Raw genomic sequence first — 24,542 nt, forward strand, 5'->3', positions numbered from 1 at the left:
GAGAGGTGCAATCATTGCACCTCTTCTCAACGTAAGAACACCGAGCGAGCGCTCGGTGCTAAAAAAAGAGATGGGGGAAATAGATATGAGTAAAACAGTTATTTTAAGTGCTGCAAGAACACCGGTTGGGAAATTTGGAGGATCTTTAAAAGACGTGAAAGCAACAGAACTTGGGGGAATTGCAATTAAAGCAGCGCTTGAAAGAGCAAACGTTTCTGCTAATGATGTTGAAGAAGTTATATTCGGAACAGTTATTCAAGGTGGACAGGGACAAATTCCATCACGCCAAGCTGCGAGGGCTGCTGGAATCCCTTGGGAAGTGCAGACGGAAACAGTGAATAAAGTTTGTGCATCAGGGCTTCGTGCGGTTACGTTAGCGGATCAAATTATTCGTACTGGTGATCAATCACTTATTGTAGCTGGCGGTATGGAGTCGATGAGTAATAGTCCTTACATTTTACGCGGAGCAAGATGGGGATACAGAATGGGCAACAACGAAGTGATTGATTTAAACGTTGCTGACGGTTTAACATGCGCATTTTCAGGTATACACATGGGTGTTTATGGCGGAGAAGTTGCGAAGGAAGATGGAATCTCTCGCGAAGCGCAAGATGAATGGGCGTACCGTAGCCATCAACGTGCGGTTTCGGCACATAAAGAAGGACGTTTTGAAGAGGAAATCGTACCAGTAACGATTCCGCAAAGAAAAGGCGATCCTATTGTCGTTGCAAAAGATGAGGCGCCGCGCGCGGATACAACGATTGAAAAATTAGCAAAATTAAAACCTGTATTTGATAAGACATCAGCAGTGACAGCGGGTAATGCACCAGGACTAAATGATGGTGGTGCTGCACTTGTACTAATGAGCGAAGATAGAGCGAAGCAAGAAGGAAGAAAGCCATTAGCGACAATTTTGGCACATACGGCAATTGCAGTGGAGTCTAAAGATTTCCCAAGAACGCCAGGTTATGCAATTAACGAATTGTTGAAAAAAACAGGCAAGACAATTGAAGATATCGATTTATTCGAGATTAATGAAGCATTTGCAGCGGTAGCAATTGCAAGTACAGAGATTGCAGGAATTGACCCAGACAAATTGAATGTAAATGGCGGCGCAGTGGCAATGGGACATCCGATTGGAGCAAGTGGAGCACGTATTATCGTTACACTTATTCACGCACTGAAGCAGCGCGGTGGCGGAATTGGAATTGCTTCGATTTGTAGCGGTGGCGGTCAAGGCGATGCAATTATGATTGAAGTTCGTTAATTTACGTGTAGGTAATTTTTGATTTATTAACAATTTATATTAAGGGGGAAGAAAGAATGGGTGTACAAAAAATAGTTGTAATTGGTGCGGGACAAATGGGATCGGGAATTGCGCAAGTATGTGCAATGGCAGGATATGATGTGAAGGTACAAGATTTAAAACAAGAGCAATTAGACAGAGGATTGGCTATTATTACGAAAAACTTAGCGCGTCAGGTAGAAAAAGGGCGCATGAAGGAAGAAGAGAAGGAAGCAACGTTAAATCGCCTTACAGTAACGCTTGATTTAGATTGTGTGAAGGAAGCGGACCTTATTATTGAAGCAGCTGTTGAGAAAATGGATATTAAAAAGAAAATCTTTGCGAATCTAGATGAAATTGCTCCAGAACACGCAATTTTAGCGACGAATACGTCATCTCTACCAATTACAGAAATTGCAGCGGTAACGAAACGTCCGGAGAAAGTAATCGGTATGCACTTTATGAATCCAGTTCCGGTTATGAAGCTTGTTGAAATTATTCGTGGTTTGGCTACAGATGATGCGGTATATGAAACGATTGAGGATATTACGAAGAAAATTGGTAAAGTACCAGTTGAAGTAAATGATTTCCCAGGGTTTGTATCGAACCGTATTTTATTGCCGATGATTAACGAGGCAATCTATACGTTATATGAAGGTGTAGCGACGAAAGAAGCGATTGATGAAGTAATGAAACTCGGTATGAATCATCCGATGGGGCCTTTAACGCTCGCTGATTTTATCGGTTTAGATACATGTTTATACATTATGGAAGTGTTGCATGAAGGATTAGGTGATAGTAAATATCGCCCATGTCCATTATTACGCAAATATGTGAATGCAGGATGGTTAGGACGTAAAACGGGTCGTGGCTTCTACGTTTACGAATAAAATCCTCCCTTTATTAAAATAGTGGTCTTACCAAATTGTTAAAAAGATATATAGCAAACGGAGGCGAAGTACATGAATTTTCATTTTACTGAAGAGCAACAAATGATGAGGAAAATGGTTCGAGATTTTGCGCAGAAGGAAATAGCTCCCTTTGTTCCTAGTATGGAACAAGGGGTGTTCCCGAAAGAGGTTTTGCAAAAGATGGGTGAGCTTGGACTAATGGGTATTCCAGCGCCTGCAAAATATGGCGGGGCAGAAATGGATTTTATTTCTTATATCTTAGCAATTGAGGAAATTTCAAAGGTAAGTGCAACGGTTGGTGTAATTTTAGCTGTACATACGTCAGTTGGAATGAATCCGATTTTATACTTCGGAACGGAAGACCAGAAGCAGAAATATGTTTCTAAACTTGCGACTGGTGAATATTTAGGTGCATTTGCTCTAACAGAACCGAATGCAGGATCAGATGCAGGGAGTTTGAAATCGAGAGCTGTAAAGAAAGACGATCACTACATTATTAATGGATCGAAAGTATTTATTACAAATGGTGGTGAAGCAAGTACATACATTGTATTCGCTTCTACAAATCCAGAGGCAGGAAAAAGTGGGATTTCTGCATTTATAGTAGAGAAAGATACACCGGGCTTAATTATTGGAAAAGATGAGCATAAAATGGGACTTCTCGGTTCTCGCACAGTACAACTTACGTTCGAAGATATGAAAGTGCCGGCTGAGAATTTACTTGGTGAAGAAGGACAAGGATTTAAGGTAGCGATGGCGAATTTAGATGTTGGACGAATTGGAATTGGTGCACAGGCTTTAGGAATTGCGGAAGCAGCGCTTGCATGTGCAATTGATTACGCGAAAGAACGTGAGCAATTCGGAAAGCCAATTGCAGCGCAGCAAGGAATCGGATTCAAACTTGCAGATATGGCAACTAGTGTAGAAGCAGCGCGATTACTCGTATATAGAGCGGCATCGCTAAGAGCACAAGGATTACCATGTGGTAAAGAGGCATCTATTGCGAAATTATTCGCTTCTAAGACGGCTGTTGAAGTTGCGATTGAAGCGGTGCAAGTATTTGGTGGTTACGGTTATACGAAAGACTATCCAGTAGAACGATTTTTCCGTGATGCGAAAATCACACAAATATATGAAGGAACGAGTGAGATACAGAAACTTGTTATTAGTCGAGCTTTATAAAAGAACAAGGGGGAGACGGGCATGCATTTTAAACTATCAGAAGAACATGAAATGATAAGAAAAATGGTTCGGGATTTTGCTAAGAACGAAGTAGCACCGACGGCAGCTGAGCGTGATGAAGAAGAGAGATTTGATCGCGCGCTATTTGATCAAATGGCAGAGCTTGGTTTAACCGGCATTCCGTGGCCTGAAGAATACGGCGGAATTGGAAGCGATTACTTAGCATATGTAATCGCTATCGAAGAATTATCTCGTGTTTGTGCTTCAACAGGTGTAACGCTGTCTGCACATACTTCACTTGCTGGTTGGCCAATTTTTAAATTTGGAACAGAAGAGCAAAAGCAAAAGTTTTTACGACCGATGGCAGAAGGAACGAAAATTGGCGCATACGGTTTAACGGAGCCAAGTTCTGGTTCAGATGCTGGCGGAATGAGGACAACTGCGAAACGAGATGGAGACCATTACATTTTAAATGGATCGAAAATCTTTATTACAAATGGCGGTATTGCTGATATTTATGTTGTTTTTGCGTTAACTGATCCTGAATCGAAGCAGCGTGGTACGAGCGCGTTTATTGTGGAAAGTGATACACCAGGATTTTCAGTTGGGAAGAAGGAAAGCAAGTTAGGGATTCGCTCTTCACCAACAACTGAAATTATGTTCGAAGATTGCCGTATTCCTGTAGAGAATCTACTAGGGGAAGAGGGCCAAGGATTTAAAGTTGCGATGCAAACATTAGATGGCGGCCGTAATGGTATTGCCGCACAAGCAGTCGGTATTGCGCAAGGGGCTTTAGATGCTTCTGTAGAATATGCAAGAGAGCGTCATCAGTTTGGGAAACCAATTGCGGCGCAGCAAGGAATTGGCTTTAAACTTGCAGATATGGCAACGGATGTGGAGGCGGCGCGTCTTCTAACATACCAAGCGGCTTGGCTTGAATCGGAAGGGCTTCCGTACGGGAAAGAGTCAGCGATGTCAAAAGTATTTGCAGGCGATACAGCGATGAAGGTGACGACTGAAGCGGTACAAGTATTTGGTGGTTACGGTTATACGAAAGATTATCCAGTAGAGCGTTATATGCGGGATGCAAAGATTACACAAATATATGAGGGAACACAAGAGATTCAAAGGCTTGTAATTTCTCGTATGTTAACGAAGTAGGAACGAAAGCGTAGGTATTTTCCTACGCTTTTTCCTTCCAAAAAATAATAGAGAGAGGTGAAGGGGATGGTTAAACATAATGTGCATGCGTCCGTGAAAGATGAAAAATTAGTTGCGTTAAGACGTGAACAAATGATTAAAGGTGCGGTGCAATTATTTAAGCAAAAAGGGTTCCCGCGTACAACAACGAGAGAGATTGCGAAGGCGGCTGGGTTTAGTATTGGAACACTTTATGAGTACATTCGTACAAAAGATGATGTTTTATATTTAGTTTGTGATAGTATTTATGAACATGTAAAAGAAAGATTAGAGGAAGTAGTGTGTACAGAAAAAGGGAGTATAGAAAGTTTAAAGATAGCGATAACGAATTACTTTAAAGTGATGGACGAATTGCAGGAAGAAGTATTAATAATGTATCAAGAGGTACGTTTTTTACCGAAAGAATCGCTCCCGTACGTATTAGAAAAAGAATTTCAAATGGTCGGGATGTTTGAGAATATTTTAGAGCAGTGTACAGAAAATGGGACATTTACATTAAATAAAAAAGAGATACAGCTTCTTGCACATAACATTTTCATACAAGGACAAATGTGGGGATTTAGACGTTGGGCCTTGCAAAAACTGTATACGCTTGAAGAATATACAGAAATGCAAATTAGGTATGTACTGCAAGGAGCGCATATGTTTCCGAAATAAGGAATAGACAAATTATAATTTTATTACCATATTAAAGTTTCCCGTTTTTTTTGTAGCATATTTGTGCGACTTTTGTTTATAATGAATAGTATGGATTTTTTTAAGCAGACCGTTATATATAAGGTTATATTTGAAGAAAGGAAGTGCCGCATAAGTGAATTTTAAGCAATATTCACCAGAAGAGCTAAAAGAATGTTCAATGATTGAAGTTGTACATAGCGTTTTAGGGGATAAAAGACAAGCAACGACATTCAACGAGTTGGTTCAAGAAATCGCTCAAGTGCTGGGACTATCTCAAGAGCAAGTTAATGCGAAACTCGCACAATTTTATACAGATTTAAACATCGATGGACGTTTCATTAATTTAGGAGAAAATCGTTGGGGGCTACGCAGCTGGTACCCATATGAGCAAATTGATGAAGAAATCTTGCCTCAACCAAAACCGAAGAAGAAACGTAAAGTTGAAGAAGACGGTTTTGACGACTACATTGAAGAAGATGAAGACTTCGACGATGCAGACGGAAATGAAGAAGAAGAGGTAGAAGATTTGGACAAGGTTCTTGAAGAAGAAGACGGAGATGACGAAGATCTTGATGATTTAGATGAAGATGATGACGATGACTTCGCCGAAGAAGAACTTGAGTACGATGAAACTGAAGAAGAAGAAGAGGAAGAACTGTAGTTCTTGACTTTTCATTATCGTCCATGTAGAATCATTTTTGGGCTCTTTAAAAAAGGACGATAATACTTTTAAAGTGTAAATATAAAAGAAAATTGCTCCCTACTTATTACTTTTTGTGATGAGGGGAGCAATTTTCTTTTTTGTTTTTTGTTTAGAAAATAAAAAGAGTCTAACAATAAGATGGATACAGTGTTATCTACATACGTTGCGCTTTGCAACGGTGATTATATAACAGCAAAATAGGAGGGAGCTTTTTCATGACTAAGTATATTTTTGTAACAGGCGGTGTAGTATCGTCTTTAGGAAAAGGTATTACAGCAGCATCTCTAGGAAGACTTTTAAAAAATCGTGGTTTAAACGTAACGATTCAAAAGTTTGATCCATACATTAACGTAGACCCAGGGACTATGAGCCCATACCAACACGGTGAGGTATTCGTAACAGATGATGGTGCAGAAACTGACTTAGACCTTGGTCACTATGAGCGTTTCATCGACATCAACTTAAACAAATACAGCAACGTAACAACAGGTAAAATTTACTCTTCAGTTCTTCAAAAAGAGCGTCGTGGTGAATACCTAGGAGGAACAGTTCAGGTTATTCCTCACATTACTAACGAAATTAAAGAGCGTGTATACCGTTCTGGTCGCGAAACAAACGCGGACGTTGTTATTACAGAAATTGGTGGAACTGTTGGTGACATCGAGTCTCTACCATTCTTAGAAGCAATCCGTCAAATTAAGAGCGACATCGGTCGTGACAATGTAATGTACATTCACTGTACGTTAATCCCGTACCTAAAAGCAGCGGGTGAAATGAAAACAAAACCAACGCAACATAGCGTTAAAGAGCTTCGCAGCTTAGGTATTCAACCAAATATTATCGTTGTTCGTACAGAATTGCCTGTTTCTCAAGATATGAAAGACAAGCTTGCATTATTCTGTGACATTGATACAAAAGCAGTTATCGAAGCACGCGATGCAGATACTTTATATGCGGTTCCATTATCTCTTCAAGAGCAAAATATGGACCAAATCGTTTGCGATCACTTAAAATTAGACAATCCAGCTGCAGATATGACAGAGTGGACTGCGCTAGTTAATAAAGTACGTAACCTTTCTAAGAAAACAAAAATTGCTCTTGTTGGTAAATACGTAGAGCTTCAAGATGCATACATTTCTGTTGTAGAAGCACTTCGTCATGCGGGTTATTCATTCGACACAGATGTAGAAGTGAAATGGGTAAATGCTGAACACGTAACACCAGAGAACGTACAAGAATTAGTTGGCGACACAGATGGTATCCTTGTACCTGGTGGATTCGGCGATCGTGGTGTAGAAGGTAAAATCGTTGCAATTCAATATGCTCGTGAAAACAAAGTACCATTCTTAGGAATTTGCTTAGGTATGCAACTTGCATCAATCGAATTTGCACGTAACGTATTAGGATTAGAAGGAGCTAACTCTTCTGAAATTAATCCTGACACACCTTATGCAATCATTGACTTATTACCAGAACAAAAAGATGTAGAAGACTTAGGTGGTACACTTCGTCTTGGCCTATACCCATGTAAGCTTGCTGAAGAAACAAATGCTTACAGTGCTTACAATGAGCCGGTTGTATATGAGCGTCATCGTCATCGTTATGAGTTCAACAATCAATTCCGTCCGGATATGGAAAAAGAAGGATTTGTATTCTCTGGTACAAGCCCAGACGGCCGTCTAGTTGAAATCATTGAATTAAAAGATCACCCTTGGTTCGTGGCAGCACAGTTCCACCCAGAACTAGTTTCTCGTCCAAATCGTCCACAACCATTGTTCCATGACTTCGTAAGAGCTTCTATTACGAATAAAGAGAGCAAGTAATAAAAAAAAGCGCCTGAAATAGGGCGCTTTTTTTAATATTCATTTAACATTTCATCGATTGTAAATTTGATCCCATGATATGCAAATAAAGCTATCATTAAACTTGGGAATCCGTAGCGATTGCCTTCATCATCTGGAATAAGACCTTTTAACAGCTTTGTATCAATATGTACATCTGTATATTGTTCTAGCGATTCAGTACCTTCTTGAATAGCAGAGATACCGACAATAGAGTGTCCATCGGCTTGAAGTTTTTTTGCCATTGCTACAACTTCTTCATCTGTTGAAAAACGGCTAATAAGAAGTACACGATCTGCAGAAGTTACTTCTACTTCTTTACCATTTTCAAATAATCGTTTTGCTTGCTTCATTGGTTCAGCACCGGATAAAGCTTCGGCAACAACGCCCTCCATTTCATTTGTACCATGTAAATAAATGAAACCATCGCCAACTAATGCTTGAGCAAGTAGACGGGCGCTATCTTCTATATTCATTTCCTCTTTTTGAGAAACCCTGGAGAAATAACCACTTAATTGAGTTGAAAAAATTTTTAACATAATGCTACTCCCTTCGTACGTGTTTACCGGCTTTCATTATAGTTTATTTTTTTAGAAAGGTGAAATCGAAGGTGGCATAACAAAATAGGAAACGGTAAAATAAGAAAGAATAGGAAGGAATTTGCCAAAGAATAGCGAAAATTAATCGTTAAGATATAAGAAGCTTTAAATCTTGTACTTACACAGAAAGGTTGGGAGTTATGGAAGGGAAAATTTTAATCGTTGATGATCAATATGGCATTCGTGTGTTATTACATGAAGTGTTCCAAAAAGAAGGTTATCAGACATTCCAAGCAGCGAATGGATTTCAAGCTTTAGATATCGTGAAAAAGGATAATCCAGATTTAGTAGTGTTAGATATGAAAATTCCAGGTATGGATGGTATAGAGATTTTAAAACATGTAAAGGAAATTGATGAGAGTATTAAAGTAATTTTAATGACTGCTTATGGAGAGCTTGATATGATCCAAGAAGCAAAAGATTTAGGAGCTTTAATGCACTTTGCTAAACCGTTTGATATTGATGAAATTCGTCAAGCAGTGAGAGATCAGCTTGCTGTAGAGGCTTAAAAAATGAATTTTTTATAAAAAATATGGAAAAAAGCGTTTACATGGACTATTGAGCAGGTGAATACGGTTGAGTTTTTGAGTACAAGTTGTTATCCTATTGAGTGTAGAAAAAAGTCCGGTATGTAAATATACATATTTTACCTTATTCTGGTCATACTACCAGCGATAAGAACTTATCGGATACAAAAAACGTTTTTTAGGAGGATTCACCATGCCTTTAGTTTCTATGAAAGAAATGCTAAACACAGCACTAGAAGGAAAATACGCAGTTGGTCAATTCAACATGAACAACTTAGAGTGGACTCAAGCTATCTTAGCTGCTGCGGAAGAAGAAAAATCTCCTGTAATCCTAGGTGTATCTGAGGGTGCAGCTCGTCATATGACTGGTTTTAAAACAGTTGTAGCTATGGTTAAAGCTTTAATCGAAGAAATGAACATCACTGTTCCTGTAGCGATTCACCTTGACCATGGTTCAAGCTTCGAAAAATGTAAAGAAGCAATCGATGCAGGTTTCACATCTGTAATGATCGACGCTTCTCACCACCCATTCGAAGAAAACGTTGAAACTACTAAAAAAGTAGTAGAATACGCACACGCTCGTAACGTATCTGTTGAAGCTGAGCTTGGAACAGTTGGCGGACAAGAAGACGACATCATCGCTGAAGGCGTAATTTACGCTGACCCAGCAGAGTGTAAGCACCTTGTTGAAGCAACAGGTATCGATTGCCTAGCTCCAGCTTTAGGTTCTGTACACGGTCCTTACAAAGGTGAGCCTAACTTAGGATTCGCTGAAATGGAACAAGTTCGTGACTTCACTGGCGTACCTTTAGTATTACACGGTGGTACTGGTATCCCAACTGCTGATATCGTAAAAGCTATCTCTTTAGGTACTTCAAAAATTAACGTAAACACTGAGAACCAAATCGAGTTTACAAAAGCTGTTCGTGAAGTATTAAGCAAAGACCAAGAAGTTTACGATCCTCGTAAATTTATTGGACCTGGCCGCGACGCTATTAAAGCAACTGTTGCTGGTAAAATGCGTGAATTCGGTTCTAACGGTAAAGCGTAAGAATAAAATTCCGTTTTGGAAACCGTCTAGTCTTTTAGACGGTTTCCTTTCGTTGTATAATGAAAGCGTGAACAAGTCTAAAGATTTTTATCATTTTGTTTTTGAAGTAGAAAATAATGTGCATAGTCCTATTAAATAAATGTGATAACGTATCTAAATTGATAAAGTAAATTCGATGAATAGTTAATCTTTATCTAGTCGTACTACAGAAGAAATGAAGATAATGGTTTCCTATTTATTGAGTGTTAGGGTGGAAAGAGTGATTGAGATTCTTAAGGGGAGCTTTCTATACAGGTATAGAAAGTAAATACATTCACAAGAAGGGAGCTCAATATGGAAAAATTGCTAATTGAAGGCGGAAGAGCTTTAAATGGAACAATTCGAGTGAGTGGTGCAAAGAATAGCGCCGTTGCACTAATTCCAGCGACAATTTTAGCAGATACTCCAGTAACTATTGGTGGTGTCCCTAATATTTCGGACGTGAAAATGTTAGGAGACTTGCTAGAGGAAATTGGAGGAAGGGTAACTTATGGACAGGAGGAAGAGATGGTAGTCGATCCTTCTAACATGGTTGCAATGCCTTTACCAAATGGAAAAGTGAAAAAATTGCGTGCTTCTTATTATTTAATGGGTGCGATGCTTGGCCGTTTTAAAAAAGCTGTTATTGGGCTTCCAGGTGGATGTCATTTAGGACCGAGGCCGATTGATCAGCATATTAAAGGGTTTGAAGCGTTAGGTGCACATGTTACGAATGAACAGGGTGCGATTTATTTAAGAGCAGATGAATTGCGAGGGGCACGTATTTATTTAGATGTTGTTAGTGTAGGAGCTACGATTAATATTATGCTGGCAGCTGTGCGAGCGAAGGGTAGAACCGTTATTGAAAACGCAGCAAAAGAACCAGAGATTATTGATGTAGCTACATTGTTAACAAGTATGGGTGCACGTATTAAAGGTGCTGGCACAGATGTAATTCGAATTGATGGTGTGGATTCACTGCACGGTTGTCATCATACGATTATTCCGGATCGTATTGAAGCGGGTACGTATATGATTTTAGGAGCTGCATCAGGAGGAGAAGTAACGGTTGATAATGTTATTCCTCAACATTTAGAGTCAGTTACAGCGAAGTTAAGAGAAGCTGGTGTCCAAGTTGAAACGAACGATGACCAAATTACAGTGAACGGTAATAGAAGGTTAAAAGTAGTTGATATAAAAACGCTTGTGTATCCAGGATTCCCAACAGATTTACAACAACCATTTACGACGCTTTTAACAAAGGCGCACGGAACGGGTGTTGTAACAGATACGATTTACGGCGCACGCTTTAAACACATTGATGAGTTACGTCGTATGAATGCACAAATTAAAGTAGAAGGTCGTTCGGCAATTGTAACTGGTCCTATTTTATTGCAAGGTGCAAAAGTGAAAGCGAGTGATTTGCGAGCTGGAGCGGCCCTTGTTATTGCAGGGTTAATGGCGGATGGAATTACAGAAGTAACCGGACTTGAGCACATTGATCGAGGCTATGAAAATATAGTAGACAAGCTTAAAGGTCTTGGCGCAAACATTTGGCGGGAACAAATGACAAGTCAAGAAATTGAAGAGATGAAGAACGCATAAGTGATACTTCCGCAAGGGGGAAGCGAAGTATCACTACTTGCGGAAGTATACTTTGTAGAGAAACACGGTTCACAAAATACGGCAGAATATATAAAGACTTAAAGGAGAGGGATTATCGTGGAAAGAAGTTTATCTATGGAGTTAGTACGTGTAACAGAGGCTGCAGCTTTATCATCAGCGCGTTGGATGGGACGCGGGAAAAAGGATGAGGCAGACGGTGCAGCAACATCAGCTATGCGTGACGTATTTGATACAATTCCGATGAAAGGTACAGTTGTCATTGGTGAAGGTGAGATGGACGAAGCGCCAATGCTGTATATCGGAGAGAAATTAGGTACAGGATATGGACCACGTGTAGACGTTGCAGTTGATCCTTTAGAAGGGACAAACATTGTAGCAGCTGGTGGATGGAATGCTCTTGCTGTTATTGCAATTGCAGATCATGGTAATTTGTTACATGCTCCTGACATGTACATGGATAAAATCGCGGTTGGCCCAGAAGCAGTTGGGGCGGTCGATATTGATGCGCCTATTATCGATAACTTACGTGCGGTTGCGAAAGCGAAAAATAAAGATATTGAAGATGTTGTAGCGACAGTTTTAAATCGTCCACGTCATCAAGCGATTATCGAAGAAATTCGTAAAGCTGGTGCTCGTATTAAATTAATTAACGATGGAGATGTGGCTGGAGCAATTAATACTGCATTTGATCGTACAGGTGTAGACATTTTATTCGGCTCTGGTGGAGCACCTGAGGGTGTATTAGCAGCAGTTGCATTAAAATGTCTAGGTGGAGAAATCCACGGAAAGCTTCTGCCTCAAAATGAAGCTGAATTAGCTCGTTGTAAAAAAATGGGTATTGAAGATATAAATCGTATCCTTCGCATGGAAGACTTAGTAAAAGGTGACGATGCAATCTTTGCAGCAACAGGCGTAACAGACGGAGAACTATTACGCGGCGTTCAATTTAAAGGTAGCGTAGGAACAACACAATCCCTTGTTATGCGTGCAAAATCAGGCACAGTACGCTTCGTAGACGGACGTCATAGCTTGAATAAAAAGCCTAACTTGGTTATTAAATAAAAAGCGGAGGTGGCTTGCTCAGAGGGGGTGAAATGAATGCCCCTTCTAGCCACCGGAGCTGGATTAAATAAAAAGTGCAAGCAGCTCGCTTAGAATCGCAGGGCATTGGAGCTCTCGGCCGTTCTGGCTACTCGAACTAGGTTAAATAAAAGCGAAGACAAATTTTCTTGTCTTCGCTTCTTGTATTTGTGTTTCAACGTATTGATTAAAACTAGATAAAAGGGTTACAATAGTGAATATTACCCTACTTGAACTTATTGCCTTTCATTATTAATTATTTGCCTTCCGTATTTTTTCCCTTTACCCATGTGAAAAGAGAATAACGTTAAAGTGTGGTGTCTGAATGAATTTGTCAATTGCAGCATTAGAAAACATGAAATTAAAAGAGTTATACGAGCTTGCGAAAGAATTTAAGATTTCGTATTATAGCAAATTAACGAAAAAAGAGTTAATCTTCGCTATCCTAAAAGCTCGAGCAGAAAAAGAAGGTTTCTTCTTCATGGAAGGCGTATTAGAAATTATTCAATCAGAAGGATTTGGATTCCTACGTCCTATCAACTATTCTCCAAGCTCAGAAGATATTTATATCTCAGCTTCGCAAATTCGTCGTTTCGATTTACGTAATGGAGACAAGGTTTCTGGTAAAGTACGACCTCCGAAAGAAAATGAACGCTATTTTGGATTATTACAAGTTGAAGCTGTAAACGGAGATGATCCAGAGTCAGCAAAAGAGCGTGTGCATTTCCCTGCATTAACACCATTATACCCAGATCGCCAAATGAAATTGGAAACGGAACCGAAAAAGTTACCGACACGCATCATGGATTTAATCGCACCAGTTGGATTTGGACAACGTGGTTTAATTGTCGCGCCTCCAAAGGCTGGTAAAACTAGTCTATTAAAAGAAATCGCACACAGTGTTACAACAAATCATCCGGAAGCTGAATTAATTGTACTTTTAATTGATGAGCGTCCAGAGGAAGTAACAGACATTGAACGTTCTGTTAAAGGTGATGTTGTAAGCTCTACTTTTGATGAAGTACCAGAAAATCATATTAAAGTAGCGGAACTTGTGTTAGAACGTGCAATGCGTCTTGTAGAGCACAAAAAAGATGTTATCATTTTAATGGATAGTATTACCCGTTTAGCGCGGGCTTACAACCTTGTTATTCCGCCAAGTGGTAGAACATTATCGGGTGGTATCGACCCAGCTGCCTTCCATAGACCGAAGCGTTTCTTTGGAGCTGCACGTAATATTGAAGAAGGCGGTAGCTTAACGATTTTAGCAACAGCGCTTGTTGATACAGGATCTCGTATGGACGATGTAATTTACGAAGAATTTAAAGGAACTGGAAATATGGAACTTCACTTAGATCGTTCATTAGCTGAGCGTCGTATCTTCCCGGCAATTGATATTCGCCGTTCTGGTACACGTAAAGAAGATCTATTAATTCCGAAGGAACATTTAGACAAGTTATGGGGTATTCGTAAAACAATGCGCGATACACCAGACTTTGTTGAAGGTTTCTTACGTAAGCTTCGTCAAACAAAGACAAATGAAGAATTTTTACAAAACATTGTTGCAGATTCGAAAAGATATGTAACAACTAAGTAAAGGGAAAAGATTGGGACTCGCTTATTTCGTAGTAAGCGAGTTTTTTATGTTTTTTAAGGGAATATTAGAGAGAGTAATATATGGAAAAAAATTTGTTTTTTGAGATGAAAATCTTATTTGGATCGAGAGCTTGAAGTGTTCTGGATTCTGAACGAGCCGCTTGCGCTTTTAATTAATATCCAGTTCCACCTCCTAGGCCCTTGCGTCTAAGAACCTTCCCCACAAGAAGATAAAAAGCATCTTCTGTGGGGAAGAACCTTAGTCACCGGGCCTGAGCAGTCGGTTCCACTTTTAGGTATATCCAGTTCCGACGGCTAGCTCTTTGTGTCTAAGAACCTCCCGCACGAAAGGTAAAAAGCACCTTTTGTACGAGAGAACCTTAGCCAGTCAGAGCTGAGCGAGCCGTCTCCACTTTTAATTATATCCAGCTCCAGCGGCTAGAATGGTCGGTGGCTTCGCGTCTTCCTACGAGGCAAAAAGCGCCTCTTTGTCAGAAGCTCCATCCCCCTCCCATTCTGAACGGGCCGCTTGCGCTTTTAATTATATCCAGCTCCAGCGGCTAGAATCTCCGGTCATTTCACTCTCTTACTCGAAGCAAAAAGCGCTTCAAGGTCGAGAATTCCAATGTCCTGCGATTCTAAACGAGCCGCCTCCACTTTTAATTTTAAAAAGACAAAAACAGGTAGTTGCAAAATGGAGTTAGCCTTGTTATAATTTCATCATATGTGTTTCATCAATATAGTTGTGTAAGCAGCTGAAGATGAAAAACTCTGTTTCGAAAATGATTCAGGGCGGAAGGAGATGAAAAGAATGAAAGCAGGAATCCATCCAAATTACAATAAAGTTGTATTTATGGACACGAACACAGGCTTCAAATTCTTAAGCGGGTCTACTAAAGGCTCTAGCGAAACTGTTGAGTGGGAAGATGGTAACACTTATCCATTACTAAAAATTGAGATCAGTTCTGATTCTCACCCATTCTACACTGGACGTCAGAAGTTTGCTACTGCAGACGGACGTGTTGACCGCTTCAATAAGAAGTACGGTATCAAGTAATAAAGAACATAAAACAGGCAAGTGTATGTATTCGCTTGTCTGTTTTTTTTGCAAAAATATTAAACCTTTACCCTACTTTGGATTAGGAAAGTAGATGAAAGGAGAGCTCAATGTACTTAATGAATCAAAATGGTTGGATTGAAGTGATTTGCGGGAGTATGTTTTCTGGAAAATCAGAAGAGCTCATCCGCCGTATACGCCGTACGCAATTTGCGAAACAACATGCGATTGTATTTAAACCATGTATTGATAATCGTTATAGTGAAGAAGATGTTGTATCACATAATGGATTAAAGGTTAAAGCAGTTCCTGTTTCAGCGTCAAAAGATATATTTAACCATGTAACAGAAGAAATGGATGTTATTGCAATCGATGAGGTACAATTTTTTGATGGGGACATTGTGGAAGTGGTGCAAGTATTGGCAAATCGTGGCTATCGTGTCATTGTAGCTGGATTAGACCAAGATTTCCGTGGTCTACCATTTGGACAAGTTCCTCAGCTGATGGCGATTGCTGAACATGTAACTAAATTGCAGGCAGTTTGTTCTGCATGTGGATCTCCTGCAAGTCGTACGCAACGTTTAATCGATGGAGAACCAGCGGCATTTGATGATCCGATTATTTTAGTTGGGGCTTCAGAATCGTATGAACCACGTTGTCGTCATTGTCATGCAGTACCTACAAAACAAAGATAAATGAAACTCGCTATGTAGAGCGGGTTTTTTTCAAAATAGATGAAGATTGGTGGTCGGCTCTTCGTACAGCTAAGAACGTTAGGTAGTCAGAGCTGAGCGAGCCACCTCCACTTTTAAATATAATTTGCGTTTTTTTTATTAAGTACCATATACTATTTGTATTAGATACTAGGATGTAGAGGTGAATGGTGTGTTAGATCGTTTGCAAGCTGTAGAAGATCGTTATGAGAAGTTAAATGAATTGTTAAGTGACCCAGAGGTTATTAGTGATACGAATAAGCTTCGTGAGTATTCAAAAGAACAATCTGATATGCAGGAAACGGTAGAGGTGTACCGTGAGTATAAAGATGTTCGTGAGCAATTAAGAGATGCAAAAGCAATGTTAGAAGATAAGTTAGACGCTGATATGCGTGAAATGGTAAAAGAAGAGGTTTCTGAATTAGAAGGGCAAGATAAAGAATTGTCAGAGCGTCTGAAAATTTTACTTGTTCCAAAAGACCCTAATGATGATAAAAACGTTATCGTTGAGGTTCGTGGTGCTGCTGGTGGTGATGAGGCAGCTTTATTTGCTGGTGATTTATATCGTATGTATAGCCGTTATGCTGAGGTACAAGGTTGGAAAACTGAAATTATCGAAGCGAGCTATACAGAGTTAGGTGGATATAAAGAGATTATCTTTATGATTAACGGTAAAGGTGCGTTCGCGAAGCTGAAATTCGAGAATGGTGCTCACCGTGTACAACGTGTTCCTGAAACGGAATCTGGTGGACGTATTCATACATCTACAGCAACTGTAGCTGTATTACCAGAGGCAGAAGAAGTAGAGATTAGTATTCATGAAAAAGATGTTCGTGTAGATACGTTTGCTTCTAGTGGTCCTGGTGGACAAAGTGTTAATACAACGATGTCAGCGGTACGTTTAACGCATTTACCGACTGGTGTAGTTGTATCATGTCAGGATGAGAAGTCACAAATTAAGAATAAAGAAAAAGCGATGAAAGTATTACGCGCACGTGTTTATGATAAGTTTAGACAAGAAGCGCAAGCTGAGTATGATCAAAACCGTAAACAAGCTGTTGGTACAGGTGATCGTTCAGAGCGTATTCGTACGTATAATTTCCCGCAAAACCGTGTTACAGACCATCGAATCGGTTTAACGATTCAAAAGCTAGATCAAATCTTACAAGGTAAGTTAGATGATTTCATCAATGCCTTAGTGATGGAAGATCAGGCTCAAAAGATGGAGGCAGCTGAGTAATGCGTGTCTATGAAGCCCTGAAATGGGCTTCTTCTTTTTTACAGGAAAATGGACGAGATGAAAATGCGGGAGAAATTGTCCTTTGTCATGTATTAAAGACGAACAGAACCGGAATGCTCATGAATATGCGTGAAGAAATAACTGTGGAACAAGAAACAAGTTTTACGGAGTTTATTCACAAGCATGTAGAAGGTATTCCTATTCAATATATGATTGGTTATGAAATGTTTTATGGACGGTCGTTCTTTGTGAATGAAGAAGTATTAATACCAAGACCGGAAACAGAAGAGCTTATAGTGGGAGTGTTAGAAAGAATCGAGCGTCATTTTGGTGATGAGAAACTGCATGTGGCAGATATCGGTACAGGTAGTGGAGCGATTTCTATTACGCTTGCTTTAGAAAATAAAAATCTTCATGTGTATACGGTAGATATTGCACAAGAATCGATTGAAGTTGCACAAGAAAATGCAAAAACTTTGGGCGCAGAAGTAACGTTCTATCATGGTGATTTATTATCGCCATTTCATGAAACAGGTCAAAAGCTAGATGTTGTTGTTTCAAATCCCCCATATATACCGGAAGAGGATTGGCGTGGCCTTTCTCCTGTGGTGAAAGAGCATGAGCCAAAGAGAGCACTTGTTGGTGGTGAAGACGGATTGGATTTCTATCGCCGTTTTATGGAAGAGTTGCCGAATGTGTTGCAGAAGAAAGCAATTGTGGCATTTGAAATTGGAGTAGGGCAAGGTGAGGACGTAAAAGAGCTGTTACAACAAGCTTTTCCACATGCTCATGTTGAGGTTGTTTTTGATATTAATGGAAAAGATCGTATGGTATTTGCAGAGATGGAGTAAGGTTCACACCTTACTCTATTTTTTGTGGAAAAATTTATATAGACTTTGAATTTAATAGTTTAGAAAGATGAAAGTCTGTCCACACTGTTTGTAGAAGGGACGGTGGAGGAAATGAAAAAACAAGTTATTGCTTATCTTCTTCTATTATTAATTGGTGCACAGTTGCTTGTGCAGTTTGGATATATGAAAGCTGATGCGAAAGGGCCTTCAGTTATTCCGAAAGAGGCCGTTCGATTACGAATTTTAGCAAATAGTGATTCAGATAAAGATCAGGCGTTAAAGCGCAAAGTGCGTGATGAAGTAAAAGCACAAATTGATGGATGGGTAGCGGATTTAACTTCATTTGAAGAGGCACGTAAAGTCATTCAAAGTCATATTCCAGAAATCGAAAAAACAGTGGCAAATACGTTGAAAAAAGAAGGAAGTAAAGATTCATTTCAAGTGAAATTCAGTAAGAATGTAAAGTTTCCTACAAAGGTATATGGGAATTTTATTTACCCAGCAGGGGAATATGAGGCGGTATTGATTACAATCGGGGAAGGTGAAGGGGCAAACTGGTGGTGTGTATTATTTCCGCCGATGTGTTTCTTAGATTTTTCAAGTGGTACAGCTGTAAGGAAAGAAGAACATGTTGTGAAGGCTGAATCTCCTGAAGAGGGAGAAGTTAAGAAACAAGATGAGGAAGTAGTGGATGTACGAGAGAAGAAAGAGGATAAAGTGAAAGAAACGAAAGTTGTAAAGCAGGAAGTGACAAAAAAAGTAACAGCTTCTGAAAAGAAAGTAGTAAAAAATGAAACGAAAGTAGAGGAACAACCTGTAAGTAAAGAAGAAACAAAAACTGTGGAAAAAGTGGAGGAACCTGTGGAACAAAAGCAAGAAAAACAAAATGAGTATGTAAAAGTAGAGGAGGAAGAAGAAAAGCCAGAAGTTAAGTTATTTATTGTAGAAGCTTTTACATCTTTATTCTCTAAATAGTACTATTAGTAAATCCCTTCTCATATATAAAAAAGAGGAGGGATTTACTATGAAGAAAGTATATTTTGCGACGAAAGCAGATGTGGAAAGATTGCATTCTTTTTTCGGACAAGCTAATAAAAAAGATGATAAAATAAATGAGTTGTACGCGCAATTTATGATTTTGGAAGAGGCGGAAGAAATACGGGCTGTTATCGGATATGAACAAAGTGAAGAACATGCACTGATTCGTTCTTGTTTATTCACACCTAATGTGGATAAACAGACTTTCTTATATTTTTTTGAAATGTTTTTGCAGTATATGAACGAAAAAAATATTCGACAATTGTACTTACTAACAAATCATCCACAATCTATAACAATCTTTCAGTTTTTTGACTTTGTTACTATAGAGAAAGAAAACGTACCAGAGGGAATTCGACAGTTAGAACACTTTTGTAAAAATATAAAAGAGCCAAATGCAATAATACTAAATTGTCAGCTATTCACAAAGTTATCCACGGATTAATTAGGTTTATCCACATTTTGTGGATAAACCTTGTTTGTCTTTTGGATAAATCTCATAGTAAACTAAAAATAGACAAGTATTTCAGGGTAGAAAAGGACGTGTAAAAAAATGCATACAAATATGTGGGTTGTGGATAATGTTGTGGAAAGAAAAAAATATTATCCACAGTTACAAGAAGCAGCAAAATTATTAAGGGAAAACGAGGCGATTGCCTTCCCTACAGAAACAGTATATGGACTAGGCGCCAACGCAATGAATGATGAAGCGATTGCGAAAATTTTTGAAGCGAAAGGAAGACCGAGTGATAATCCACTGATTGTCCACATCGGTACAAAATCACAGTTGGACGGGATTGTGAAAGAAATTCCGCCAGTTGCAGAGAAGTTAATGGAACATTTTTGGCCAGGTCCGTTAACAATTATTTTACCTAGAAAAGAAGGGATTTCAGAGAAGGTGACGGCAGGGCTTAATACGGTTGGAGTAAGAATGCCTGATCATCCAGTAGCGCTTGCTCTTATTGAAGAGGCAAATGTACCTGTTGCAGCACCGAGTGCGAATCGTTCTGGTCGTCCAAGTCCGACGTTAGCGTCTCACGTATATGAAGATTTAAATGAGAAAATCGCAGGTATTGTAGATGGTGGTGCGACTGGAGTAGGTGTTGAATCGACTGTAATTGATTGTACGAGCGATGTTCCAACGATATTACGCCCAGGTGGGATTACGAAAGAACAATTGGAAGCGGTGATTGGTACTGTTTCTTTAGATCCGGCTTTAAAGGATGAGAAGGAAAAACCGAAATCACCTGGAATGAAATATACACATTATGCACCGAAAGCGCCACTGAGTATTGTGGAAGGTTCACGTGAATTTATTCAACGCCTTGTGGATGAGAAGAAAGAAGAAGGGTTCAAAGTAGGTGTATTAACGACAGAAGAGTATCAGCATGTATACAACGCAGATGTTGTATTGTCTTGTGGTGTTCGAAGTGATTTAGCAAGCGTTGCGACTAAATTATATGATGTACTTCGAACGTTTGATGCAAGTGAAGTGGATGTTATTTTTAGTGAATCATTCCCGAATGAAGGAATAGGGAATGCCATTATGAATCGCTTAACGAAAGCGGCAGGGCATCAAATTATTACTGAATAATAAGGTACGATTAGCAAACAGAATATTTCTCCTCGGATAAGCATATTTTGAAGTAGCACGTCCGAGGAGGGACATGAATGACGTTTGAACAGCTACTACCTTTAACAATAATGGCATTCGCCTTAGGGATGGATGCGTTCTCGGTGAGTCTTGGTATGGGAATGATGACCTTAAAGGGAAGACAAATCCTGTATATCGGTATGACGATAGGGATATTTCATATTATCATGCCATTTATAGGGATGGTATTAGGTCGTTTTTTATCAGAGCAGTATGGAGATATTGCACATTTTGCAGGTGCTATTTTATTAATTGGACTAGGATTTTATATTGTATATTCCTCTATTTTGGAGAATGAAGAGACTAGAACGGCCCCTATTGGAATTAGTTTGTTCGTATTTGCATTTGGTGTTAGTATAGATAGTTTTTCAGTAGGACTTAGTCTTGGTATTTACGGGGCGCAGACACTTATTACGATATTACTTTTTGGATTTGTTAGTATGTTATTAGCGTGGCTTGGTTTATTAATTGGTAGGCATGCGAAAGACATGCTCGGCACATATGGCGAGATAGTAGGTGGTATCATTTTGGTTGGATTTGGATTATATCTCCTTTTTCCTATATAATTTTAAGGAGGAGGGCGTTATGAACAAGCTATTGGAATGGTATATTCGATTTGTCACTTTCTTTCCTAGATGGTTGCGACTGCTTGTTATTTGGGGTATTATTTTACAAATTTCAATTTTAGGTTGGATGAAGTTAATTCGCGAATGGTAAGTAAGATAGCTCCTTTCTGTGCATCGTTTTATTTGTACTATATTGATTGCGCTAAAAGATTACACATATAGAAAGGATGAGATGAATGACGAGATTGAAACAAGTTTTTGGTATTATTATTAGTTTTTTTGTTTTTTGGTTTAGTATGCTCGGTGTACAAATGTTTGCTGAGTTTTTAGATATTGAGTCATTGAAGTTTGTTGCGGGAAAAACGGAGGCGGCGCGTGCTTTTTATTCTCCGTATCCGTTTATAATCGTTTTTCTTATTACATTGCTTTCCCTATATTTCTTAGTAATTAAGCTTGGGAAACCGAAAAAAGAGAAAGTACCTACTTTAGAAGAAAAGAAGGAAGAGTTACTATAATAAAATCCCCTGCTAAAAAGTAGGGGATTTTATGTTTGCGTGATGGACGTAATTGATTGCATTCTGTATTTAGTTATATCCAGCTCCAGCGGCTAGAATCTCCGGTCATTTCGCTCTCTCGCATGAAGCAAAAAGCGCTTCAAGATCGAGAACTCCAATGCCCTGCGATTCTGAGCGAGCCGCCTCCGCTTTTAAATATATCCAGTTCCAGCGGCTAGAATGGTCGGTGGCTTCGCGTCTTCCTACGAGGCAAAAAGCGCCTCTTTGTCAGAAGCTCCATCCTCCTCCCATTCTGAACGAGCCACATCCACTTTTAGATAGGCCTTACCAATTCAAATTGTTCTCCTAGTTTTGCGTAGTTGTGTCCTGCTAGGCGGCTTACTGGTTTTAGTCCTTCTGCGTGAATGCGACCTTTTTCGTATAGGTGTTCTGCGACGTGGAAACGAACGACGCGTCCGATTAGTAAATCGCAAGCTGGTGATTCTTCTGTTCCGCCAAGAGGGATTGCGCGTTCTAGTACGCACTCCATTCGAATATTTGCTTCTTTTACACCTGGAACGGAGATGACATCACTTTCAATTGGTGTTAGTTTTGCTAGTTCAATTTCACTCTCATTTGGCGGGAGGTTAGCTGCTGTTTCGTTAATTGCTTCTACGTAAGATTCATCAGAAATATGTACGACAAACTCACCTTTTTCAATTGCGTTTCGGGAAGTGTCTTTTCTTTCCCCTACTTTCCGTTGCACAGAAACTGAAATAAGTGGTGGATTAGCAGCGACGATATTGAAATAACTATACGGTGCTCCGTTTAATACGCCGTCTTTTGTTACAGAAGTAACAAATGCGACAGGACGTGGAATGATACTTCCCGTTAATAATTTGTAATTCTCTTTTTCTGTTTGTTCATTTGGATTAATGGATAACATGTGTAAAATCCCCTTTCTAAATATGACGACTTATTGTTTGTTTACAAGATGCTAGTGGAAAACTCCTGCTGGAAAAATATTTTTTTAGCTTTTTTGTAAATAGGCTAAAAAGGACACGTGGGCTCGGAAGAATTAGCATTAATATTTTGAGGCAATAAAATATGTTTGTCATTTATATGTCAAATCAGGATATAACGTATAAATGACAAACAATGATGGAATTAAGATAAAGTGAAAGTTTTATCAATGGGAGTGCTGATTAAGAGAACGGTGGTAAAAAAAGTGTAGGACGTGATTCTTGCATTTTGTTTTCGTTATTTTCTCTGGTAGCTTGTCCTGTTTGTCTCGTGTTTTGTCCACCCTTTTTGGCAACCTGTCCACCTTGATTAGCATTTGTTCCTGCGTTTCCGCTAATCTGTCCATTTCTATCCGCTGTTATTGTAAAACCAGCCTTCCCACCCTGGTTTGCAAGGTTATTGTTATTATCATTGTAATTGTAAATGTTGACGTGGATGTGAATTTCAATTGGAAGGTCATCTTTGCTGAGTTTAAAGGAGGAGGCTGCTTCTGTCTTTTCTGTGTTATTGTTTTTATATTTTTGAGAATGACGGTTCGCCATAAGAATGTTCGCTCCTATCTTTTTTACGCAGCTTAAAGCTCATCTTCCGCTGGTGTTGCAATATTGCCGTCAGCGCTTTCTTCGCTATCGGCAACACCTGCTTCAAATTCGCTTTTCTTGATTATATTTTCACTATCTTCTCTAGCAACTTGTCCCATTTGATTAGCGTTTTGCCCGCCTTTTTTAGCTATTTGTCCACCTTGACTTACGTTTGTTCCACCTTTTCCACTAATTTGTCCACCGCCAGACGCTGTTAATTCGAGACCAGCTTGTCCACCTTGATTAGCGAGATTATTATTGTTTTTATTCTTATTTTTGTTTTTGGCTTTCGCTTTTACTTTGCTTTCATTATCATTTTCGTTAGTTGGATCCATGGCTTCTTCTAGAAGTTTTTTATCATGGTTTTTCATAAGATTTTCCCTCCTATTATATTTACTACTAATAGCATATGTTTGACTTTTAAGTGTGACTGGGGGTTGTCCTATGAATTGGAATTTAAAAATTTCTTCAATGAGAAGAGGTGGATTTTTCTAATAAAAAATTATAAGTGTAAGCAATGATAAAATCCCCCAAGTTGTTTTCTTGGGGGATTAAGAGTTTAACGAGACATATTAAAGTAACACGTATGCGCCAGGTCCGATTAAAGCTACACCGATCGCAACAGCGATTAACATTAAATTGTATTCATATCCGTTTTGTGTCACCCAGTAACCATTTTTTCCATGAACAGTGAAGATTGCCATTAACATTGTTCCAACGATAAATAATGAACCAACTGCAGTGAAAATACCTGATGCGAATAAGAAACCACCTAATAATTCAGTTGCGCCAGCCATAAATGCCATGAATACACCAGGGCGTAAACCGATTGATTCCATCCAGCCACCAGTTCCTTTTAAACCGTAACCGCCGAACCAACCAAATAATTTTTGAGCGCCATGACCCATGAATGTAATACCTATAATAAGACGAATAATAAGAAGACCGAAATCCATCATTTTTAAAACCTCCTAAAAGTTATTAACTTACCTTATGTAAGTAATAATAAAATAGTTACTTACTTTAGT

General features: G+C 39.2%; 27 protein-coding genes. 22 read left to right on the top strand and 5 right to left on the bottom strand.

The features are described 5' to 3' along the window. The first annotated feature begins 85 nt into the window (after window positions 1-85). The 7 genes from MR115_RS07885 (at window position 86) to pyrG (ending at window position 7,782) form a co-directional block, all read left to right on the top strand. Window positions 86-1,267, top strand: coding sequence for an acetyl-CoA C-acetyltransferase (locus MR115_RS07885; protein ID WP_071724816.1), 1,182 nt, complete (start codon window positions 86-88; stop codon window positions 1,265-1,267). Between the two features lie 56 nt (window positions 1,268-1,323). After that, the gene (locus MR115_RS07890; protein WP_000538860.1) at window positions 1,324-2,175 is read left to right on the top strand and encodes a 3-hydroxybutyryl-CoA dehydrogenase; all 852 of its coding nucleotides are present in this window, start codon (window positions 1,324-1,326) and stop codon (window positions 2,173-2,175) included. Window positions 2,176-2,247: 72 nt separating this feature from the next. Next, on the top strand, window positions 2,248-3,378 hold the full coding sequence (locus MR115_RS07895) for an acyl-CoA dehydrogenase (protein ID WP_242240743.1): 1,131 nt from the start codon (window positions 2,248-2,250) through the stop codon (window positions 3,376-3,378). Window positions 3,379-3,399: 21 nt separating this feature from the next. After that, window positions 3,400-4,539 (top strand): acyl-CoA dehydrogenase AcdA, encoded by a 1,140-nt coding sequence (gene acdA / locus MR115_RS07900; protein ID WP_000545531.1) that lies wholly within the window; start codon window positions 3,400-3,402, stop codon window positions 4,537-4,539. A gap of 66 nt (window positions 4,540-4,605) precedes the next feature. Then, the gene (locus tag MR115_RS07905; RefSeq protein ID WP_000238598.1) at window positions 4,606-5,235 is read left to right on the top strand and encodes a TetR/AcrR family transcriptional regulator; all 630 of its coding nucleotides are present in this window, start codon (window positions 4,606-4,608) and stop codon (window positions 5,233-5,235) included. A gap of 154 nt (window positions 5,236-5,389) precedes the next feature. Further along, window positions 5,390-5,917 carry a DNA-directed RNA polymerase subunit delta gene (gene rpoE, locus MR115_RS07910; protein WP_097817084.1) on the top strand — a complete coding sequence of 176 codons (528 nt, stop codon included), beginning with the start codon at window positions 5,390-5,392 and terminating at the stop codon, window positions 5,915-5,917. Between the two features lie 257 nt (window positions 5,918-6,174). Beyond that, window positions 6,175-7,782, top strand: coding sequence for a CTP synthase (gene pyrG, locus MR115_RS07915; protein ID WP_097817083.1), 1,608 nt, complete (start codon window positions 6,175-6,177; stop codon window positions 7,780-7,782). 32 nt (window positions 7,783-7,814) lie between these two features. On the opposite strand, the gene MR115_RS07920 is transcribed toward pyrG, so the two are convergent. Then, window positions 7,815-8,339 (bottom strand): DUF2529 domain-containing protein, encoded by a 525-nt coding sequence (locus tag MR115_RS07920; protein ID WP_000912409.1) that lies wholly within the window; start codon window positions 8,337-8,339, stop codon window positions 7,815-7,817. A gap of 200 nt (window positions 8,340-8,539) precedes the next feature. Between MR115_RS07920 and spo0F the strand changes: the two genes are divergently transcribed. The 15 genes from spo0F to MR115_RS07990 all read left to right on the top strand — a co-directional run bounded on the left by spo0F (window position 8,540) and on the right by MR115_RS07990 (window position 21,931). After that, window positions 8,540-8,908, top strand: coding sequence for a sporulation initiation phosphotransferase Spo0F (gene spo0F / locus MR115_RS07925; RefSeq protein ID WP_000398592.1), 369 nt, complete (start codon window positions 8,540-8,542; stop codon window positions 8,906-8,908). 211 nt (window positions 8,909-9,119) lie between these two features. Beyond that, entirely contained in the window at window positions 9,120-9,977 is an 858-nt protein-coding gene (locus MR115_RS07930; protein ID WP_063262339.1) for a class II fructose-bisphosphate aldolase, read from the top strand. Between the two features lie 333 nt (window positions 9,978-10,310). Beyond that, complete coding sequence (gene murA / locus MR115_RS07935) at window positions 10,311-11,600, top strand: UDP-N-acetylglucosamine 1-carboxyvinyltransferase (protein WP_097817081.1); 1,290 nt, start codon at window positions 10,311-10,313, stop codon at window positions 11,598-11,600. A 117-nt stretch (window positions 11,601-11,717) separates the two neighbouring features. Then, window positions 11,718-12,683, top strand: coding sequence for a class II fructose-bisphosphatase (gene glpX / locus MR115_RS07940; RefSeq protein ID WP_000442336.1), 966 nt, complete (start codon window positions 11,718-11,720; stop codon window positions 12,681-12,683). Window positions 12,684-13,026: 343 nt separating this feature from the next. After that, entirely contained in the window at window positions 13,027-14,298 is a 1,272-nt protein-coding gene (gene rho / locus MR115_RS07945) for a transcription termination factor Rho (protein ID WP_001053898.1), read from the top strand. A gap of 810 nt (window positions 14,299-15,108) precedes the next feature. After that, window positions 15,109-15,354: a type B 50S ribosomal protein L31 gene (locus MR115_RS07950; RefSeq protein ID WP_000643447.1), complete on the top strand. Its 246-nt coding sequence runs from the start codon at window positions 15,109-15,111 to the stop codon at window positions 15,352-15,354. Between the two features lie 110 nt (window positions 15,355-15,464). Further along, window positions 15,465-16,049: a thymidine kinase gene (locus MR115_RS07955; RefSeq protein ID WP_000281086.1), complete on the top strand. Its 585-nt coding sequence runs from the start codon at window positions 15,465-15,467 to the stop codon at window positions 16,047-16,049. 190 nt (window positions 16,050-16,239) lie between these two features. After that, the gene (prfA, locus tag MR115_RS07960) at window positions 16,240-17,307 is read left to right on the top strand and encodes a peptide chain release factor 1 (RefSeq protein ID WP_033656424.1); all 1,068 of its coding nucleotides are present in this window, start codon (window positions 16,240-16,242) and stop codon (window positions 17,305-17,307) included. Next, complete coding sequence (prmC, locus tag MR115_RS07965; RefSeq protein WP_242240745.1) at window positions 17,307-18,158, top strand: peptide chain release factor N(5)-glutamine methyltransferase; 852 nt, start codon at window positions 17,307-17,309, stop codon at window positions 18,156-18,158. Before prfA ends, prmC begins: the two co-directional genes overlap by 1 nt. Window positions 18,159-18,269: 111 nt before the next feature. Then, window positions 18,270-19,133 (top strand): stage II sporulation protein R, encoded by an 864-nt coding sequence (gene spoIIR / locus MR115_RS07970; protein ID WP_242240747.1) that lies wholly within the window; start codon window positions 18,270-18,272, stop codon window positions 19,131-19,133. A 49-nt stretch (window positions 19,134-19,182) separates the two neighbouring features. Then, window positions 19,183-19,641 carry a GNAT family N-acetyltransferase gene (locus MR115_RS07975; protein WP_000758432.1) on the top strand — a complete coding sequence of 153 codons (459 nt, stop codon included), beginning with the start codon at window positions 19,183-19,185 and terminating at the stop codon, window positions 19,639-19,641. A gap of 108 nt (window positions 19,642-19,749) precedes the next feature. Further along, window positions 19,750-20,790, top strand: coding sequence for an L-threonylcarbamoyladenylate synthase (locus MR115_RS07980; RefSeq protein ID WP_097863831.1), 1,041 nt, complete (start codon window positions 19,750-19,752; stop codon window positions 20,788-20,790). 77 nt (window positions 20,791-20,867) lie between these two features. After that, window positions 20,868-21,416 carry a manganese efflux pump MntP gene (locus tag MR115_RS07985; RefSeq protein ID WP_063262336.1) on the top strand — a complete coding sequence of 183 codons (549 nt, stop codon included), beginning with the start codon at window positions 20,868-20,870 and terminating at the stop codon, window positions 21,414-21,416. A gap of 19 nt (window positions 21,417-21,435) precedes the next feature. Next, window positions 21,436-21,567 carry a hypothetical protein gene (locus tag MR115_RS29810; protein WP_001037631.1) on the top strand — a complete coding sequence of 44 codons (132 nt, stop codon included), beginning with the start codon at window positions 21,436-21,438 and terminating at the stop codon, window positions 21,565-21,567. A gap of 85 nt (window positions 21,568-21,652) precedes the next feature. Then, window positions 21,653-21,931 (top strand): DUF3935 domain-containing protein, encoded by a 279-nt coding sequence (locus tag MR115_RS07990; protein ID WP_242240749.1) that lies wholly within the window; start codon window positions 21,653-21,655, stop codon window positions 21,929-21,931. A gap of 313 nt (window positions 21,932-22,244) precedes the next feature. On the opposite strand, the gene MR115_RS07995 is transcribed toward MR115_RS07990, so the two are convergent. From MR115_RS07995 to MR115_RS08010, 4 genes are all read right to left on the bottom strand, one after another. Beyond that, the gene (locus tag MR115_RS07995; RefSeq protein ID WP_242240751.1) at window positions 22,245-22,856 is read right to left on the bottom strand and encodes a flavin reductase family protein; all 612 of its coding nucleotides are present in this window, start codon (window positions 22,854-22,856) and stop codon (window positions 22,245-22,247) included. A 259-nt stretch (window positions 22,857-23,115) separates the two neighbouring features. Beyond that, complete coding sequence (locus tag MR115_RS08000; RefSeq protein ID WP_242240753.1) at window positions 23,116-23,475, bottom strand: hypothetical protein; 360 nt, start codon at window positions 23,473-23,475, stop codon at window positions 23,116-23,118. Between the two features lie 32 nt (window positions 23,476-23,507). Next, the gene (locus tag MR115_RS08005) at window positions 23,508-23,885 is read right to left on the bottom strand and encodes a hypothetical protein (protein WP_097817074.1); all 378 of its coding nucleotides are present in this window, start codon (window positions 23,883-23,885) and stop codon (window positions 23,508-23,510) included. 201 nt (window positions 23,886-24,086) lie between these two features. After that, on the bottom strand, window positions 24,087-24,473 hold the full coding sequence (locus tag MR115_RS08010; RefSeq protein ID WP_061680023.1) for a DoxX family protein: 387 nt from the start codon (window positions 24,471-24,473) through the stop codon (window positions 24,087-24,089). Window positions 24,474-24,542 lie beyond the last annotated feature (69 nt).

This window comes from Bacillus cereus group sp. BfR-BA-01309, assembly GCF_022664315.1.
Lineage (GTDB): Bacteria > Bacillota > Bacilli > Bacillales > Bacillaceae_G > Bacillus_A > Bacillus_A mobilis.